This window comes from Burkholderia alba (assembly GCF_034721475.1).
GTDB lineage: Bacteria > Pseudomonadota > Gammaproteobacteria > Burkholderiales > Burkholderiaceae > Burkholderia > Burkholderia alba.
In genome coordinates this window covers 1-18301 of record NZ_JAWJWL010000052.1, presented here as the reverse complement: position 1 = coordinate 18301, position 18301 = coordinate 1, and the positions used below count along the sequence as shown (strand labels likewise).

The window sequence follows — 18301 nt, the reverse complement described above, 5'->3', positions numbered from 1 at the left end:
AAGAAGGTCTGCGCTTCGCCATCCGTGAAGGCGGTCGTACCGTCGGCGCCGGCGTCGTCGCCAAGGTCATCGAGTAAGCCAGTTATTCGTTGATCGACAGTTTAGGGGCTGGCGAAAGCCGGCCCCAACATGGTTTAGGGGTATAGCTCAACTGGCAGAGCGTCGGTCTCCAAAACCGAAGGTTGGGGGTTCGATTCCCTCTGCCCCTGCCACTTGCCACGTTCGACGTGGCGTTTGTTTTAAGGTGTTATGGCGAATCCTTCCGTCGAAACTGTTAATACCTCCGGCGATAAGCTGATGCTGGCCCTGGGCGTATTGTTAGTCTTGGCCGGATTTGCGGGCTTCTTCTTGCTGGGTGGCAAGGAGTGGTACGTCCGCGGCGCTGCGTTGGCAGTGGGGGTGATCGCCGGTGCGGCCGTCGCGCTGATGTCGCTTCCGGGCAAGGGATTCATCGCCTTTGCCAAGGATTCGTATCGTGAAGTGCGCAAAGTCGTTTGGCCCACGCGCAAGGAAGCCACGCAAACCACGCTCGTCGTCTTTGGTTTCGTGCTGGTGATGGCGCTCTTTCTTTGGCTGAGTGACAAGTCCATCGAATGGGCGATTTTCTCGGTGATTCTGGGTTGGAAATGATATGAGCGATACTCCGGTATCTCCGAGCGGAAAACGTTGGTACGTCGTGCACGCCTACTCCGGTATGGAGAAGAGCGTGCAACGCGCGCTTCAAGAGCGCATCGAACGTGCCGGCATGCAAGATAAGTTTGGTCAGATCCTGGTTCCGACCGAAGAAGTGGTCGAGGTCAAGGGCGGTCATAAGGCCGTGACCGAGCGTCGTTTCTTTCCCGGCTACGTGCTGGTAGAGATGGAAATGACGGACGAAACGTGGCACCTCGTGAAAAATACCGCGAAGGTCACTGGTTTCGTCGGCGGTGCGCGCAACCGCCCGAGTCCGATTTCCCCGAAGGAAGTCGAGAAGATCATGTCGCAGATGCAGGAAGGCGTGGAGAAGCCGCGCCCGAAGACCCTGTTCGAAGTCGGCGAGATGGTTCGGGTCAAGGATGGCCCGTTCACGGATTTCAACGGCACGGTCGAGGAAGTGAACTACGAGAAATCGAGAGTTCGCGTCTCGGTCACCATTTTTGGTCGAGCGACGCCCGTCGAGTTGGAATTCGGCCAGGTCGAGAAGGTTTAAGCAGATTCAGGTGGGCAACTCCAGGGTTGCCCACCTTCGCGCTTACGGTCCGCGTTATGACCGTTGAGGAGCGCCAGTAGTCGCAAGACGAACCCGCGTTATCACTCACCGAACGCTCTTGCGTTCCAACGAGGTTTTCAAATGGCAAAGAAAATTGTCGGCTTTATCAAGCTGCAGATCCCTGCAGGTAAAGCCAACCCGTCGCCGCCGGTCGGTCCGGCACTGGGCCAGCGCGGCCTGAACATCATGGAGTTCTGCAAGGCGTTCAACGCGCAGACTCAAGGTATGGAGCCGGGTCTGCCGGTGCCGGTCGTCATCACGGCATTCGCGGACAAGAGCTTCACCTTCATCATGAAGACGCCGCCGGCGACCGTTCTGATCAAGAAGGCGGCCAAGGTGGATAAGGGTTCGAGCAAGCCGCATACCGACAAGGTCGGCAAGATCACCCGCGCGCAAGCCGAAGAAATCGCCAAGACCAAGATGCCCGACCTCACGGCCGCGGATCTGGACGCAGCTGTTCGCACCATCGCTGGTAGCGCACGCTCGATGGGCATCACTGTGGAGGGCGTGTAAATGGCCAAGATCTCGAAGCGCCGTCAGGCATTTGCCGCTAAGGTCGACCGTCAAAAGCTGTACGCGATCGAAGACGCACTGGCACTCGTGAAGGAATGCGCGAGCGCGAAGTTCGACGAATCGATCGACGTCGCTGTGCAGCTCGGCATTGACGCGAAGAAGTCGGACCAGGTTGTTCGCGGCTCGGTGGTTCTGCCGGCCGGTACGGGCAAGTCGGTTCGCGTAGCCGTGTTCGCCCAGGGCGAAAAGGCTGAGCAGGCTCGCGCAGCCGGCGCCGAAATCGTCGGCATGGAAGATCTGGCAGAACAGATCAAGGCCGGCCAGATGGATTTCGACATCGTGATCGCTTCGCCGGACACGATGCGCGTCGTCGGTACGCTGGGTCAGATCCTCGGCCCGCGCGGCCTGATGCCGAACCCGAAGGTCGGCACGGTGACGCCGGACGTGGCAACCGCCGTGAAGAATGCGAAGGCTGGTCAGGTGCAGTTCCGTGTCGACAAGGCCGGTATCATCCACGCGACCATCGGCCGTGCATCGTTCGAGCCGACCGCGCTGCGCTCCAACCTGTCCGCGCTCGTTGAAGCGCTGCAAAAGGCCAAGCCGGCGACGAGCAAGGGTGTGTACCTGCGCAAGATCGCACTGTCGAGCACGATGGGTATCGGTGTGCGCGTCGATCAAGGCTCGCTGGCTGCGCAGTAAGCATGTAATTCGAGCCGCTCCGAAGGAGCGGTTTTCTGGGCTTTGGGCGGTTGTGCGGTGCAGTCTTGCCGTACAGCCGGTTATCAAAGACCGTTGGTGGGAGAGCAGCAGTCGGGCGATTCCTTAATTCAAGCCAACGCAGATGGCGAACCCGAAAAAGTTTGTAGTGGTGAAGCCGGGAAGTGCGGAGCGATCCGATCTATCCGGCCGAAGTACTCCTGACGAGTCGGACGCCGTTGTTGAACGAGGTACGCGAGGCTTTGCGCCGAACGTATCGTTTCTGGAGGCTGACCGTGCCGCTTAATAGAGAAGACAAGCAAGCCGTCGTTGCTGAGGTTGCCGCACAAGTTGCGAAAGCCCAGACCGTTGTGCTGGCTGAGTATCGTGGGATTGCGGTTGGCGATCTGACCAAGCTGCGCGCGAAAGCGCGTGAGCAACAAGTGTATCTGCGCGTGTTGAAGAACACGCTGGCGCGTCGCGCCGTCGAAGGTACACCGTTCGCTCCGCTGGCAGAGCAGATGACTGGCCCCCTGATCTACGGCATCTCGGAAGATGCCATTGCTGCTGCCAAGGTCGTCAACGACTTCGGCAAGAGCAATGACAAGCTGATCATCAAGGCTGGTTCGTTCGATGGCAAGGTGATGGACAAGGCTGGCGTGCAAGCGCTGGCAAACATCCCGAGTCGCGAAGAACTGCTCTCGAAGCTGCTGTTCGTTATGCAATCGCCTGTTTCCGGCTTCGCGCGCGCTCTCGCCGCACTGGCTGAGAAGAAGCAAGCCGAAGCTGCGTAATCGAACGCATTTCAGCGTCTCTGATCGCTGGCTGTATCCGAATTCAATTTAGGAGTATTTCAAATGGCAATCGCAAAAGAAGACATTCTGGCCGCAGTTGAAGGCATGACTGTTCTGGAACTGAACGACCTGGTCAAGGCGTTCGAAGAGAAGTTCGGCGTGTCGGCAGCTGCTGTGGCAGTCGCTGGCCCGGCAGGCGGCGGCGCTGCTGCTGCTGCTGAAGAGCAGACCGAATTCACGGTCGTGCTGGCTGAAACCGGCGGCAACAAGGTCGGCGTGATCAAGGCCGTTCGCGAAATCACGGGCCTGGGCCTGAAGGAAGCGAAGGACCTGGTTGACGGCGCACCGAAGCCTGTCAAGGAAGGCGTGGCGAAGGCTGATGCCGAAGCTGCGAAGAAGAAGCTGGAAGAAGCTGGCGCGAAGGTCGAAATCAAGTAAGTTTCGTCGCGCTGTGCGAAGGCTGGCGGTTTTTCACCGCCGGCCTTTTTGTGCTTTGTGGGGACGGCGTTTTGACACTCTTTAGTGTGGCTTAACGAACGCCCCCAGAAGCCAAAGAAAACCGCCTGTTTGCAGTGAATCGGCGATTCTCTTTGTCTTCTGAAGCGACTGCAGAAGGCAAGTTTGGTCGGGCAGCGGGCAACACAGGCATCCGCTGCCGTCAGCCAGCGGTTGGTAGCGGCCAACCACCAAGCTTCTCGGCTCGAGCCGTCGAACGGCCATCGGGTCTCAGTCGGTGAACACTCGGGTTTGACACGTCAAGGTATCCCGCCTCGATAGCGCCCGCCGTGATTCGGAGATCGTATGCAATATTCCTTCACCGAGAAGAAGCGTATTCGCAAGAGTTTCGCGAAACGCTCCATCGTTCACCAAGTTCCTTTCCTGCTGGCTACCCAGCTTGAATCATTCAGCACATTTCTGCAAGCAGATGTGCTGCCGGCGCAACGCAAGCCCGAAGGCTTGCAGGCTGCGTTTACATCGGTTTTCCCCATCGTCTCGCACAACGGTTTTGCCCGTCTCGAGTTCGTGAGCTATGCGCTGTCGTCGCCGGCATTCAACATCAAGGAATGCCAGCAACGCGGTCTGACATATTGTTCGGCGCTGCGCGCGAAGGTGCGTCTCGTGCTGCTCGACAAGGAGTCGCCGAGCAAGCCCGTCGTCAAGGAAGTGAAGGAGCAGGAAGTGTACATGGGCGAAATTCCGCTCATGACGCCGACCGGTTCGTTCGTGATCAACGGCACCGAGCGTGTGATCGTCTCGCAGCTGCACCGTTCGCCGGGCGTGTTCTTCGAACACGACAAGGGCAAGACGCACAGCTCGGGCAAGCTGCTTTTCTCGGCCCGGATCATCCCCTACCGCGGTTCGTGGCTCGACTTCGAATTCGATCCGAAGGACGTGCTGTACTTCCGCGTCGACCGTCGTCGCAAGATGCCGGTCACGATCCTGCTGAAGGCGATCGGCCTCACGCCGGAACAGATCCTCGCGAACTTCTTCGTGTTCGACAACTTCACGCTGATGAACGAAGGCGCGCAGGTTGAGTTCGTGCCCGAGCGTCTGCGCGGCGAAGTTGCGCGCTTCGATATCACCGATCGCGACGGCAAGGTCATCGTCCAGAAGGACAAGCGGATCAACGCGAAGCACATCCGCGATCTCGAAGCCGCGAAGACCAAGTTCATCTCGGTGCCGGAAGATTATCTGCTCGGCCGCGTGCTGGCGAAGAACGTCGTCGACGGCGACACCGGCGAAGTGATCGCGAACGCGAACGACGAAGTGACGGAAAGCGTCCTCGAGAAGCTGCGCGAAGCGAAGATCAAGGAAATCCAGACGCTCTACACGAACGATCTGGACCAAGGTCCGTACATTTCGTCGACGCTGCGCGTCGACGAAACCGCGGACAAGACGGCCGCGCGCATCGCGATTTACCGCATGATGCGTCCGGGCGAGCCGCCGACGGAAGAAGCCGTCGAGGCGCTGTTCAACCGTCTGTTCTACAGCGAAGACGCATACGATCTGTCGAAGGTCGGCCGCATGAAGTTCAATCGCCGTGTCGGTCGTGACGAAATCACGGGCCCGATGACGCTGCAGGACGACGACATCCTCGCGACGATCAAGATCCTGGTCGAGCTGCGCAACGGCAAGGGCGAAGTGGACGATATCGACCACTTGGGCAACCGTCGCGTCCGCTGCGTCGGCGAACTCGCGGAAAACCAGTTCCGCGCAGGCCTCGTGCGCGTCGAGCGCGCGGTGAAGGAACGCCTCGGCCAGGCCGAAAGCGAAAACCTGATGCCGCACGACCTGATCAACTCGAAGCCGATTTCGTCGGCGATTCGCGAGTTCTTCGGTTCGTCGCAGCTGTCGCAGTTCATGGACCAGACCAACCCGCTGTCGGAAATCACGCACAAGCGCCGCGTTTCCGCACTGGGCCCGGGCGGTCTGACGCGCGAACGCGCGGGCTTCGAGGTGCGCGACGTGCACCCGACCCACTACGGCCGCGTGTGTCCGATCGAAACGCCGGAAGGTCCGAACATCGGCCTGATCAACTCGCTCGCACTGTATGCGCACCTGAACGAGTACGGCTTCCTCGAGACGCCGTACCGCAAGGTGACGGACGGTAAGGTGACCGACCAGATCGACTACCTGTCGGCCATCGAAGAAGGTCGCTACGTGATCGCGCAGGCGAACGCGGCAGTGGACGAAGGCGGTGCGTTGACCGACGAACTCGTGTCGTCGCGCGAAGCCGGCGAAACGATGATGGTCACGCCGGACCGTATCCAGTACATGGACGTGGCACCGTCGCAGATCGTGTCGGTGGCAGCATCGCTGATTCCGTTCCTCGAGCACGATGACGCGAACCGTGCATTGATGGGTTCGAACATGCAACGGCAGGCCGTGCCGTGTCTGCGTCCGGAAAAGCCGCTGGTGGGTACGGGTATCGAGCGTACCGTGGCGGTTGACTCGGGTACGACGGTGCAGGCGTTCCGCGGCGGCGTGGTCGACTACGTCGACGCGGGCCGTATCGTGATTCGCGTGAACGACGACGAGGCGGTTGCGGGCGAAGTCGGCGTCGACATTTACAACCTGATCAAGTACACGCGTTCGAATCAGAACACGAACATCAACCAGCGTCCGATCGCGAAGATGGGCGACAAGGTCTCGCGCGGCGACGTGCTGGCCGACGGCGCCTCGACCGACCTGGGCGAGCTCGCGCTCGGTCAGAACATGCTGGTCGCGTTCATGCCGTGGAACGGCTACAACTTCGAAGATTCGATCCTGATCTCCGAAACAGTCGTGGCCGACGATCGCTATACGTCGATCCACATCGAAGAGCTGAACGTGGTCGCTCGCGACACGAAGCTCGGACCGGAAGAAATCACGCGCGACATCTCGAACCTCGCGGAAGCCCAACTGGGCCGCCTCGACGAGTCGGGCATCGTGTACATCGGCGCGGAAGTCGAAGCGGGCGACGTGCTGGTCGGCAAGGTCACGCCGAAGGGCGAAACCCAGCTGACGCCGGAAGAGAAGCTGCTGCGCGCGATTTTCGGCGAGAAGGCTTCGGACGTGAAGGACACGTCGCTGCGCGTGCCGTCGGGCATGAGCGGTACCGTGATCGACGTGCAGGTGTTCACGCGCGAAGGCATTCAGCGTGACAAGCGTGCACAGCAGATCATCGACGATGAACTGAAGCGCTATCGCCTCGACCTGAACGACCAGCTGCGCATCGTGGAAGGCGACGCGTTCCAGCGTCTCGCACGGATGCTGGTAAGCAAGGTCGCGAACGGCGGTCCGAAGAAGCTCGCGAAGGGCACGAAGATCGACCAGGCTTACCTGGAAGATCTCGACCACTACCACTGGTTCGACATCCGCCTGGCGGACGAGGAAGCAGCGGCGCAGCTCGAAGCCATCAAGAACTCGATCGAAGAGAAGCGTCACCAGTTCGATCTGGCGTTCGAAGAGAAGCGCAAGAAGCTCACGCAAGGCGACGAACTGCCGCCGGGCGTGCTGAAGATGGTCAAGGTGTACCTCGCGGTGAAGCGCCGCCTGCAGCCCGGCGACAAGATGGCCGGCCGTCACGGCAACAAGGGCGTCGTGTCGAAGATCGTGCCGGTGGAAGACATGCCGTACATGGCCGACGGCCGTCCGGCAGACGTCGTGCTGAACCCGCTTGGCGTGCCGTCGCGGATGAACGTGGGCCAGGTGCTCGAAGTGCATCTGGGCTGGGCCGCGAAGGGTCTCGGCTGGCGGATCGGCGAGATGCTGCAACATCAGGCGAAGATCGCTGAATTGCGCGAATTCCTGACGAAGATCTACAACGAGTCGGGCCGCGTGGAAGAGATCGACAAGTTCTCGGACGAGGAAGTGGTCGAACTCGCGCGGAACCTGCGCGAAGGCGTGCCGTTCGCGACCCCGGTGTTCGACGGCGCGACGGAAGACGAAATGGCGCGCGCGCTCGACCTGGCCTATCCGGACCAGATCGCGAAGCAGCTCGGCATGACACCGTCGAAGAACCAGGTCCGCCTGTACGACGGCCGCACGGGCGAGATGTTCGAGCGCCATGTCACGGTCGGCTACATGCATTACCTGAAGCTGCACCACTTGGTCGACGACAAGATGCATGCGCGTTCGACGGGCCCGTACTCGCTCGTGACGCAGCAGCCGCTGGGTGGTAAGGCGCAGTTCGGCGGCCAGCGTTTCGGTGAAATGGAAGTGTGGGCACTCGAAGCGTACGGCGCGTCCTACGTGCTGCAGGAAATGCTGACGGTGAAGTCGGACGACGTGAACGGCCGGACCAAGGTGTACGAGAACCTGGTCAAGGGCGATCACGTGATCGATGCGGGCATGCCGGAGTCCTTCAATGTGCTGGTGAAGGAAATCCGCTCGCTCGGTATTGATATCGATCTCGACCGCAATTAATCGGACTACGGAGAGAAGCAATGAAAGCTCTGCTCGATCTATTCAAGCAAGTCCAACAAGAAGAAGTCTTCGACGCGATCAAGATCGGTCTGGCCTCGCCGGACAAGATCCGCTCGTGGTCGTTCGGTGAAGTCAAGAAGCCGGAAACCATCAATTACCGCACGTTCAAGCCGGAGCGGGATGGTCTGTTCTGCGCGAAGATCTTCGGGCCGATCAAGGACTACGAGTGCCTGTGCGGCAAGTACAAGCGCCTCAAGCATCGCGGCGTGATCTGCGAGAAGTGCGGCGTCGAAGTGACGCTGGCGAAGGTGCGTCGCGAACGCATGGGCCACATCGAACTGGCCTCGCCGGTCGCGCACATCTGGTTCCTGAAGTCGCTGCCGTCGCGTCTGGGCATGGTGCTCGACATGACGCTGCGCGATATCGAGCGCGTGCTGTACTTCGAAGCATATGTGGTGATCGAACCGGGCATGACGCCGCTGAAGGCGCGTCAGATCATGACCGAAGAGGATTACTACAACAAGGTCGAGGAATACGGCGACGAATTCCGCGCCGAGATGGGCGCGGAAGGCGTGCGCGAACTGCTGCGCGCGATCAACATCGACGAACAGGTCGAGACGCTGCGCACCGAACTGAAAAACACCGGTTCGGAAGCGAAGATCAAGAAGTACGCGAAGCGCCTCAAGGTGCTCGAGGCATTCCAGCGTTCGGGTATCAAGCCCGAATGGATGATTCTCGAAGTGCTGCCGGTGCTGCCGCCGGAACTGCGCCCGCTCGTGCCGCTCGACGGCGGCCGTTTCGCGACGTCGGACCTGAACGACCTGTATCGCCGCGTGATCAACCGTAACAACCGGTTGAAGCGACTGCTCGAATTGAAGGCGCCTGAAATCATCGTCCGCAACGAAAAGCGGATGCTGCAGGAAGCGGTCGATTCGCTGCTCGACAACGGTCGTCGCGGCAAGGCGATGACGGGCGCGAACAAGCGTCCGCTGAAGTCGCTCGCCGACATGATCAAGGGCAAGGGCGGCCGGTTCCGTCAGAACTTGCTGGGCAAGCGCGTCGACTACTCGGGCCGTTCGGTGATCGTGGTGGGTCCGACGCTCAAGCTGCATCAGTGCGGTCTGCCGAAGCTGATGGCGCTCGAGCTGTTCAAGCCGTTCATCTTCAACAAGCTGGAAGTGATGGGCGTCGCGACGACCATCAAGGCGGCGAAGAAGGAAGTCGAGAACCAGACGCCGGTGGTGTGGGACATCCTCGAAGAGGTGATCCGCGAGCACCCGGTGATGCTGAACCGCGCGCCGACGCTGCACCGTCTCGGCATCCAGGCTTTCGAGCCGGTGCTGATCGAAGGCAAGGCGATCCAGCTGCATCCGCTCGTCTGTGCGGCGTTCAACGCCGACTTCGACGGTGACCAGATGGCCGTTCACGTGCCGCTGTCGCTCGAAGCGCAGATGGAAGCGCGCACGCTGATGCTGGCGTCGAACAACGTGCTGTTCCCGGCCAACGGCGATCCGTCGATCGTGCCGTCGCAGGATATCGTGCTGGGCCTGTACTACGCGACCCGCGAAGCGGTGAACGGCAAGGGCGAAGGCCTGTCGTTCACGGGGGTGTCGGAAGCGCTGCGCGCCTACGAGAACAAGGAAGTCGAGCTGGCCTCGCGCGTCAACGTTCGGATCACGGAAATGGTCCACAACGAAGACACGTCGGAAGGCGCGCCGAAGTTCGTGCCGAAGATCACGCTGTACGCGACCACGGTCGGCCGCGCGATCCTGTCGGAAATCCTGCCGCCGGGGCTGCCGTTCTCGGTGCTGAACAAGCCGCTGAAGAAGAAGGAAATCTCGCGTCTCATCAACACGGCATTCCGCAAGTGCGGGTTGCGCGAGACCGTGATTTTCGCCGACCAGCTGATGCAGTCGGGCTTCCGCCTGGCGACGCGCGCCGGGATTTCGATCTGCGTGGACGACATGCTCGTGCCGCTGCAGAAGGAAACCATCGTCGGCGATGCCGCCAAGAAGGTGAAGGAATACGACCGCCAGTACATGTCGGGTCTCGTCACCGCGCAAGAGCGCTACAACAACGTGGTCGACATCTGGTCGGCGACGTCGGAAGCGGTCGGCAAGGCGATGATGGAGCAGCTGTCGACGGAACCGGTGACGGACCGCGACGGCAAGGAAACGCGCCAAGAATCGTTCAACTCGATCTACATGATGGCCGACTCCGGCGCCCGGGGTTCCGCGGTGCAGATTCGTCAGCTGGCCGGGATGCGTGGCCTGATGGCGAAGCCGGACGGCTCGATTATCGAGACGCCGATTACCGCGAACTTCCGCGAAGGCCTGAACGTGTTGCAGTACTTCATCTCGACCCACGGTGCGCGTAAGGGTCTGGCTGATACGGCACTGAAGACGGCGAACTCGGGTTACCTGACGCGTCGTCTGGTCGACGTGACGCAGGATCTGGTCGTGGTCGAGGACGATTGCGGTACGTCCAACGGCGTGGCGATGAAGGCGCTGGTCGAAGGCGGTGAAGTGGTTGAAGCGCTGCGCGACCGGATTCTCGGCCGCGTCGCGGTGGCGGATGTCGTCAATCCGGAATCGCAGGAAACGCTGTACGAATCGGGCGCGCTGCTCGACGAAGCCGCGGTGGAAGAAATCGAACGTCTCGGCATCGACGAAGTGCGCGTGCGCACGGCGCTGACCTGCGAAACGCGCTACGGCCTGTGCGCTGCCTGCTACGGCCGCGACCTCGGCCGCGGTTCGCTCGTGAACGTCGGCGAGGCAGTGGGCGTGATCGCTGCACAGTCGATCGGCGAGCCGGGCACGCAGCTGACGATGCGGACGTTCCACATCGGCGGTGCGGCATCGCGTGCGGCAGTAGCGTCGTCGGTCGAAGCGAAGAGCAACGGCACGGTGCGCTTCACGGCTACGATGCGTTACGTGACCAACGCGAAGGGCGAGCAGATCGTCATCTCGCGTTCGGGCGAAGCGATGATCACGGACGATATCGGCCGCGAGCGCGAACGTCACAAGATCCCGTACGGCGCGACGCTGCTGCAGCTCGACGGTGCGGTGATCAAGGCGGGCACGCAGCTTGCCACGTGGGATCCGCTGACGCGTCCGATCATCACCGAGTACGGCGGTACGGTGAAGTTCGAGAACGTCGAGGAAGGCGTGACGGTCGCGAAGCAGATCGACGACGTCACGGGTCTGTCGACCCTCGTCGTGATCGACGTGAAGCGCCGCGGTTCGCAGGCGGCGAAGAGCGTGCGTCCGCAGGTCAAGCTGCTCGACGCGAACGGCGAGGAAGTGAAGATCCCGGGCACGGAGCATTCGGTGCAGATCGGCTTCCAGGTCGGCGCACTGATCACCGTGAAGGACGGCCAGCAGGTGCAGGTGGGTGAAGTGCTCGCACGTATCCCGACCGAAGCGCAGAAGACGCGTGACATTACCGGCGGTCTGCCGCGGGTGGCGGAACTGTTCGAAGCGCGTTCGCCGAAGGATGCCGGCATTCTCGCGGAAGTCACCGGTACGACCTCGTTCGGCAAGGACACGAAGGGCAAGCAGCGTCTCGTCATCACGGACCTCGAAGGCAATCAGCACGAGTTCCTGATCGCGAAGGAAAAGCAGGTGCTGGTGCACGACGCCCAGGTCGTCAACAAGGGCGAAATGATCGTGGACGGTCCGGCCGATCCGCACGACATCCTGCGTTTGCAGGGTATCGAGGCGCTGTCGCGCTACATCGTCGACGAAGTGCAGGACGTGTATCGTCTGCAGGGCGTGAAGATCAACGACAAGCACATCGAGGTGATCGTTCGCCAGATGCTGCGTCGTGTGCAGATCACCGACAACGGTGATACGCGCTTCATCCCGGGCGAGCAGGTCGAGCGTTCGGACATGCTGGACGAAAACGATCGCATGATCGCGGAAGACAAGCGTCCGGCCACGTACGAAAACATCCTGCTGGGTATCACGAAGGCGTCGCTGTCGACCGACTCGTTCATCTCCGCGGCATCGTTCCAGGAAACGACCCGCGTGCTGACCGAAGCGGCGATCATGGGCAAGCGCGACGATCTGCGCGGCCTGAAGGAAAATGTCATCGTGGGTCGTCTGATTCCTGCCGGTACCGGCCTTGCGTTCCACAAGGCGCGCAAGAACAAGGAAGTGGCGGACCGCGAGCGTTTCGACCAGATCGCAGCGGAAGAAGCGTTCGATTTCGGCACGCCGGAAGCCCCGGCCGACGCCGAGCCGCAACACCCGGCGGAGTAAGCCTGGCGGCGCAAGCCGCTGTGCCATTCTGCTGATGAAGCCGCCCAGTTTCGACTGGGCGGCTTTTTTTGTTCGCCCGGGCGCGGGCCGATCCGGAGTGCGATCGCGTTCGCGCATGGCGAGGCGCCGCCGGATTCGGTCGGCGAAAACGCCGACGCGCATGCGATGGGATTGCGCATCGTCTGTGTGGCCGCCGATCCGATTCACGTTCGCGAGGGGCCGCGAGAGTTACCCGTCATCGACTAGCCGAACGGCTAACGTGAGCGGATAGCACGAGGCGCCGGGTAGAATGCAGTCTTGGCTTCCTCCGGTCTTCCGTTTCCCTCATGTCCCGTTCGCTCGAAATCCTCAACGAAGTCTTTGGCTATCCCGCTTTTCGAGGCCAGCAAGGTGAGATTGTCGAGCACGTGTCGGGCGGCGGAGACTGCCTGGTCCTGATGCCGACAGGCGGCGGCAAGTCGCTCTGCTACCAGATTCCCGCGCTGGTCCGGCATGAAGCGGGGCATGGCGCGGGCATCGTCGTCTCGCCGCTGATCGCGCTGATGCAGGATCAGGTCGCCGCGATGAGCGAGGTGGGGGTGCGCGCGGCCTACCTGAACTCCACGCTGTCCGGCGCCGAGGCCGCGGCCACCGAGCGCGCGCTGCGCGAAGGCGAAATCGACCTGCTGTACGTCGCGCCGGAGCGGCTGATGACGCCGCGTTTCCTCGACCTGCTCGAACGAGCCCGGATCGGTTTGTTTGCGATCGACGAAGCGCATTGCGTGTCGCAATGGGGGCACGATTTCCGGCCCGAGTACATCCAGCTGTCGGTGCTGCACGAACGGTTCCCGTCGGTGCCGCGCGTGGCGCTCACCGCGACTGCCGACGCGATCACGCGTGACGAGATCGTGCAGCGCCTCGCGCTCGACAACGCCCGCATCTTCGTGTCCAGCTTCGATCGGCCCAACATCCGTTACCGGATCGTCGAGAAGGACAACGCGAGAGCGCAACTGCTCGATTTCATCCGGGCCGAGCATACGAATGCCGACGGCACGACCGATGCCGGCGTCGTATATTGCCTGTCGCGCCGGAAGGTCGAGGAGACGGCCGAATGGCTGAAAGGTCAGGGCGTTCGTGCGCTGCCCTATCACGCGGGGATGGAGTTCGAGATCCGGCAGAAGCACCAGGAGATGTTCCAGCGCGAGGAAGGCATCGTGATGTGCGCGACGATCGCGTTCGGCATGGGCATCGACAAGCCGGATGTGCGCTTCGTCGCCCATCTCGATTTGCCGAAGAGCGTCGAGGGCTATTACCAGGAGACTGGGCGCGCGGGCCGCGACGGGATGCCGGCGAACGCGTGGATGGCCTACGGTCTCGGTGACGTCGTGCAGCAGCGCAAGATGATCGACGAGTCGGAGGCGGACGAAACCCACAAGCGGGTGCAGACCGGAAAGCTCGATGCGCTGCTCGGCCTGTGCGAGACCGCGGCATGCCGCCGAGTACGGCTGCTCAGCTATTTCGGTGAAACCAGTCAGCCGTGCGGCAATTGCGATACCTGTCTCGAGCCGCCGGCGTCGTGGGATGCGACCCGCGAGGCGCGGATGGCGCTCTCCTGCGTGTTCCGTGCGCAGCGTGCGAGCGGCTTCAATTTCGGCGCCAGTCATCTGATCGAGATCCTGCGGGGCAGTCAGAACGAAAAGGTGTTGCAGCGCGGCCATGAGAAGCTCAGTACGTTCGGCATCGGCGCGGAACTGTCCGAGCCCGAATGGCGGGCGATTTTCCGGCAACTGGTTGCGTTCGGTTACCTGGCGGTCGATCACGGCGGCTTCGGCGCGCTCGTACTGACCGAGGCGAGCAAGCCGGTGCTGAAGGGCGAGGAGACGGTTACGCTGCGCCGATACGTGAAGCCGGTGCGCTCCTCGCGGCAGTCGTCGGGGCGCAGCGGGGCGCGCGCCGATCCGACCGCCGGCATGAATCCTCGCGAAAGGGCCTGCTGGGAGCGCCTGCGCGCGTGGCGCGCCGAGACGGCGAAGAGTGACGGCGTGCCGGCCTACGTTATTTTTCATGATGCGACCCTCGCGGAGATCGCCCGCAACGCACCTGAATCGATCGACGATCTGCGCCATATTCCCGGAATCGGCGCACGCAAGCTCGATCGCTTCGGCGACGAGCTGATCGAGGTCGTCGAGTCGGCCTGACAAACTTCCCTCAGTTGTCCGGAATCACGCAAGCTGTTGACTCGCTTGGGATTTTCGGAATATGATGCTAGGTTCCGGTTCTTGGTGGGGTGGTTCGTGGGCGTCAGCCCGAGGCCACACGCGGGTTCCGGAGCGTAAACGCACGTCGGTTTCGCTTTGCCCGAAGCCGATGTGTCGATTTTGGTCAATTTCAGGAATAAACAATGCCAACCATCAATCAATTGGTTCGCAAAGGCCGTGCGTCGGAAACGACGAAGAGCAAGAGCCCGGCCTTGCAGGACTGCCCCCAGCGTCGTGGCGTGTGCACCCGTGTGTACACCACGACGCCGAAGAAGCCGAACTCGGCACTGCGTAAGGTTGCGAAGGTGCGCCTGACGAACGGCTTCGAAGTGATTTCGTACATCGGCGGTGAAGGCCACAACCTGCAGGAACACTCGGTTGTGCTGATCCGCGGCGGCCGTGTGAAGGATTTGCCGGGTGTGCGTTACCACATGGTTCGCGGCTCGCTGGATACCCAGGGCGTCAAGGATCGTAAGCAAGCGCGTTCGAAGTACGGCGCGAAGCGCGCCAAGGCTTCGAAGTAAGCAGACTCTGAATGGTGATCGCCTGAGGGCGGTTAATGCGGTGGTGCCGGATCGCCGGTGCTGTCGAGTAAGTGGTCACCCGGCCAAGCTGGTTAGTCGAATGAGATGGATCGGGTTAGTTGGTGGCCGCGGGGCTCTCATCAGCTCCAACTGAAAAGTTAAAGGAAGAAACATGCCGCGTCGTCGCGAAGTTCCCAAGCGGGAAGTGTTGCCGGATCCGAAGTTCGGCAACGTAGATGTAGCCAAGTTCATGAACATGCTGATGCTGTCCGGCAAGAAGTCGGTTGCAGAGCGCATCGTTTATGGCGCATTCGAACAGATCCAGACCAAGGGTGGCAAGGACCCGCTGGAAGTGTTCACGGTTGCGCTCAACAACGTGAAACCGGTGGTCGAAGTGAAGAGCCGTCGCGTTGGTGGTGCCAACTATCAAGTTCCGGTCGAAGTGCGTCCGTCGCGTCGTATGGCATTGGCGATGCGCTGGTTGCGCGAGGCCGCGAAGAAGCGCAGCGAGAAGTCGATGGCTCTGCGCCTGGCTGGTGAACTGTCCGAGGCGGCTGAAGGCCGTGGCGGCGCGATGAAGAAGCGCGATGAAGTCCACCGGATGGCTGAGGCCAACCGGGCGTTCTCGCACTTCCGTTTCTAAGCGCCGGCAGGGTTCAAGCGGAAAAAAATTCCGGGCGGGTGCGCTTTTCGAGCGCCTCGCCCGTTTGTGTTGAGGCGCGATGCGGCGAATGCTGCCTCGCGCCAACCCCATAGAGGATCAAAGTGGCTCGTAAGACACCTATCGAGCGCTACCGCAATATCGGTATTAGCGCTCACATCGACGCCGGCAAAACGACGACGACCGAGCGCATTCTGTTCTACACCGGTGTGAACCACAAGATCGGTGAAGTGCATGACGGCGCTGCAACGATGGACTGGATGGAGCAGGAACAGGAGCGTGGCATCACGATCACGTCCGCTGCGACCACGGCCTTCTGGAAGGGCATGGGCGGCAACTATCCGGAACACCGCATCAACATCATCGACACCCCGGGTCACGTCGACTTCACGATCGAAGTGGAGCGCTCGATGCGCGTCCTCGACGGCGCGTGCATGGTCTACTGCGCAGTGGGTGGCGTGCAGCCGCAGTCGGAAACCGTGTGGCGTCAGGCGAACAAGTACAAGGTTCCGCGTCTCGCGTTCGTCAACAAGATGGACCGTACCGGCGCGAACTTCTTCAAGGTCTATGACCAGCTGAAGACGCGTCTGAAGGCGAACCCGGTGCCGGTGGTGGTGCCGATCGGCGCGGAAGAAACCTTCAAGGGCGTGGTCGACCTCATCAAGATGAAGGCGATCGTTTGGGACGAAGCGTCGCAAGGTACGAAGTTCGACTACGTCGACATCCCGGCGGAGTTGGCCGACACGTGCAACGAATGGCGTGAAAAGATGGTCGAGGCGGCTGCCGAGTCGAGCGAAGACCTGATGAACAAGTACCTGGAAGCGGGCGAGCTGAGCGAAGAGGAAATCGTGAAGGGTCTGCGCGACCGCACGATCGCTTGCGAAATTCAGCCGATGCTTTGCGGTACCGCGTTCAAGAACAAGGGCGTGCAGCGGATGCTGGATGCCGTGATCGACTTCCTGCCGTCGCCGGTCGATATTCCGCCGGTTACGGGTGAACTCGAGAACGGCGAGAAGACGGAACGCCGTGCGGCCGACGACGAGAAGTTCTCGGCGCTCGCGTTCAAGATCATGACCGACCCGTTCGTCGGCCAGCTGATCTTCTTCCGCGTGTACTCGGGCATCGTCAATTCGGGCGACACGCTGCTGAACGCGACCAAGGACAAGAAGGAACGTCTCGGCCGTATTCTGCAGATGCACGCTAACCAGCGCGAAGAAATCAAGGAAGTGCGCGCGGGCGACATCGCGGCGGCAGTGGGTCTGAAGGAAGCGACCACCGGCGACACGCTGTGCGATCCGGCACACCCGATCGTGCTCGAACGCATGATTTTCCCGGAGCCGGTGATTTCGCAGGCCGTCGAGCCGAAGACGAAGGCCGACCAGGAAAAGATGGGCCTGGCGCTCAACCGTCTTGCTCAGGAAGATCCGTCGTTCCGCGTGCAGACCGACGAGGAATCGGGCCAGACGATCATTTCGGGGATGGGCGAGCTGCACCTGGAAATTCTGGTCGACCGGATGAAGCGCGAGTTCGGCGNGCTCAGGAAGATCCGTCGTTCCGCGTGCAGACCGACGAGGAATCGGGCCAGACGATCATTTCGGGGATGGGCGAGCTGCACCTGGAAATTCTGGTCGACCGGATGAAGCGCGAGTTCGGCGTGGAAGCGACCGTCGGCAAGCCGCAGGTGGCGTACCGCGAAACCATTCGCAAGTCGGCCGCGGATGTCGAAGGCAAGTTCGTCAAGCAGTCGGGCGGCCGTGGTCAGTACGGCCATGCGGTCATTACGCTCGAGCGCAGCGAACAGGGCAAGGGCTATGAGTTCGTCGACGCGATCAAGGGTGGTGTGATCCCGCGCGAATTCATTCCTTCGGTCGACAAGGGTATCCAGGAAACGCTGAAGAGCGGTGTGATGGCGGGCTTCCCGGTCGTCGACGTGAAGGTCACGCTGACGTTCGGCTCGTACCACGACGTCGACTCGAACGAAAATGCGTTCCGGATGGCCGGTTCGATGGCGTTCAAGGAAGCAATGCGCCGCGCGGATCCGGTTCTGCTCGAGCCGATGATGGCTGTGGAAGTGGAAACGCCCGAAGACTTCATGGGCAACGTGATGGGCGATCTGTCGGGTCGTCGCGGCATCATCCAAGGTATGGATGACATGGTCGGCGGCGGCAAGATCGTGCGCGCTGAAGTGCCGCTGTCGGAAATGTTCGGCTACTCCACGTCGCTGCGCTCGCTGACGCAGGGTCGCGCAACGTACACGATGGAGTTCAAGCACTACGCTGAAGCTCCGAAGAACGTTGCTGATGCGATCATCAGCGCCAAGTCGAAGTAATTCGCTATCACAACCGATTATTTTTGAAAGAAGAGAGTCATGGCAAAAGGTAAATTTGAGCGGACCAAGCCGCACGTGAACGTTGGTACGATTGGTCACGTTGACCACGGCAAGACGACGTTGACGGC

General features: G+C 61.3%; 13 protein-coding genes, 1 tRNA gene and 2 pseudogenes. All 16 read left to right on the top strand.

Annotation, left to right across the window (positions count from 1 at the left end; all coding sequences use genetic code 11):
* Window positions 1-77, top strand: a 77-nt coding sequence (locus tag RZR99_RS30630; RefSeq protein WP_456061833.1) for an EF-Tu C-terminal domain-related protein, incomplete at its 5' end; no start/stop codon positions are given.
* Between the two features lie 59 nt (window positions 78-136).
* A tRNA-Trp gene (locus RZR99_RS30625) sits at window positions 137-212 on the top strand.
* A 37-nt stretch (window positions 213-249) separates the two neighbouring features.
* Window positions 250-630 (top strand): preprotein translocase subunit SecE, encoded by a 381-nt coding sequence (gene secE / locus RZR99_RS30620; protein WP_323123501.1) that lies wholly within the window; start codon window positions 250-252, stop codon window positions 628-630.
* A gap of 1 nt (window position 631) precedes the next feature.
* The gene (nusG, locus tag RZR99_RS30615) at window positions 632-1189 is read left to right on the top strand and encodes a transcription termination/antitermination protein NusG (RefSeq protein WP_323123500.1); all 558 of its coding nucleotides are present in this window, start codon (window positions 632-634) and stop codon (window positions 1187-1189) included.
* A gap of 141 nt (window positions 1190-1330) precedes the next feature.
* On the top strand, window positions 1331-1762 hold the full coding sequence (rplK, locus tag RZR99_RS30610; protein WP_323123499.1) for a 50S ribosomal protein L11: 432 nt from the start codon (window positions 1331-1333) through the stop codon (window positions 1760-1762).
* Window positions 1763-2461: a 50S ribosomal protein L1 gene (gene rplA / locus RZR99_RS30605; protein WP_323123498.1), complete on the top strand. Its 699-nt coding sequence runs from the start codon at window positions 1763-1765 to the stop codon at window positions 2459-2461.
* Between the two features lie 293 nt (window positions 2462-2754).
* Complete coding sequence (rplJ, locus tag RZR99_RS30600; protein WP_323123502.1) at window positions 2755-3252, top strand: 50S ribosomal protein L10; 498 nt, start codon at window positions 2755-2757, stop codon at window positions 3250-3252.
* A gap of 63 nt (window positions 3253-3315) precedes the next feature.
* Window positions 3316-3690: a 50S ribosomal protein L7/L12 gene (rplL, locus tag RZR99_RS30595; RefSeq protein ID WP_323123497.1), complete on the top strand. Its 375-nt coding sequence runs from the start codon at window positions 3316-3318 to the stop codon at window positions 3688-3690.
* Between the two features lie 363 nt (window positions 3691-4053).
* A complete protein-coding gene (gene rpoB, locus RZR99_RS30590) occupies window positions 4054-8160 on the top strand; it encodes a DNA-directed RNA polymerase subunit beta (protein WP_323123496.1) in 4107 nt (1368 codons plus the stop codon).
* A gap of 20 nt (window positions 8161-8180) precedes the next feature.
* Complete coding sequence (gene rpoC / locus RZR99_RS30585; protein ID WP_323123495.1) at window positions 8181-12422, top strand: DNA-directed RNA polymerase subunit beta'; 4242 nt, start codon at window positions 8181-8183, stop codon at window positions 12420-12422.
* Between the two features lie 326 nt (window positions 12423-12748).
* Window positions 12749-14599, top strand: a complete 1851-nt coding sequence (gene recQ / locus RZR99_RS30580) for a DNA helicase RecQ (protein ID WP_323123494.1) — start codon at window positions 12749-12751, stop codon at window positions 14597-14599.
* A gap of 203 nt (window positions 14600-14802) precedes the next feature.
* Complete coding sequence (gene rpsL / locus RZR99_RS30575) at window positions 14803-15183, top strand: 30S ribosomal protein S12 (protein WP_323123493.1); 381 nt, start codon at window positions 14803-14805, stop codon at window positions 15181-15183.
* A gap of 172 nt (window positions 15184-15355) precedes the next feature.
* Window positions 15356-15826, top strand: a complete 471-nt coding sequence (gene rpsG / locus RZR99_RS30570; protein ID WP_006477195.1) for a 30S ribosomal protein S7 — start codon at window positions 15356-15358, stop codon at window positions 15824-15826.
* A 122-nt stretch (window positions 15827-15948) separates the two neighbouring features.
* Window positions 15949-17364: pseudogene (gene fusA / locus RZR99_RS30565) on the top strand (elongation factor G); the annotation flags it as partial.
* A gap of 8 nt (window positions 17365-17372) precedes the next feature.
* A pseudogene (gene fusA, locus RZR99_RS30560) lies at window positions 17373-18173 on the top strand (elongation factor G); the annotation flags it as partial.
* A gap of 39 nt (window positions 18174-18212) precedes the next feature.
* A partial coding sequence (locus tag RZR99_RS30555) for a GTP-binding protein (RefSeq protein WP_032978997.1) occupies window positions 18213-18301 on the top strand: 89 nt, incomplete at its 3' end.

Excerpts from the sequence above, each read along its gene's own strand:
- secE (WP_323123501.1), top strand. The coding sequence starts at position 250 with ATGGCGAATCCTTCCGTCGAAACTGTTAATACCTCCGGCGATAAGCTG.
- nusG (WP_323123500.1), top strand. The coding sequence starts at position 632 with ATGAGCGATACTCCGGTATCTCCGAGCGGAAAACGTTGGTACGTCGTG.
- rplK (WP_323123499.1), top strand. The coding sequence starts at position 1,331 with ATGGCAAAGAAAATTGTCGGCTTTATCAAGCTGCAGATCCCTGCAGGT.
- rplA (WP_323123498.1), top strand. The coding sequence starts at position 1,763 with ATGGCCAAGATCTCGAAGCGCCGTCAGGCATTTGCCGCTAAGGTCGAC.
- rplL (WP_323123497.1), top strand. The coding sequence starts at position 3,316 with ATGGCAATCGCAAAAGAAGACATTCTGGCCGCAGTTGAAGGCATGACT.
- rpoB (WP_323123496.1), top strand. The coding sequence starts at position 4,054 with ATGCAATATTCCTTCACCGAGAAGAAGCGTATTCGCAAGAGTTTCGCG.
- rpoC (WP_323123495.1), top strand. The coding sequence starts at position 8,181 with ATGAAAGCTCTGCTCGATCTATTCAAGCAAGTCCAACAAGAAGAAGTC.
- recQ (WP_323123494.1), top strand. The coding sequence starts at position 12,749 with ATGTCCCGTTCGCTCGAAATCCTCAACGAAGTCTTTGGCTATCCCGCT.
- rpsL (WP_323123493.1), top strand. The coding sequence starts at position 14,803 with ATGCCAACCATCAATCAATTGGTTCGCAAAGGCCGTGCGTCGGAAACG.
- rpsG (WP_006477195.1), top strand. The coding sequence starts at position 15,356 with ATGCCGCGTCGTCGCGAAGTTCCCAAGCGGGAAGTGTTGCCGGATCCG.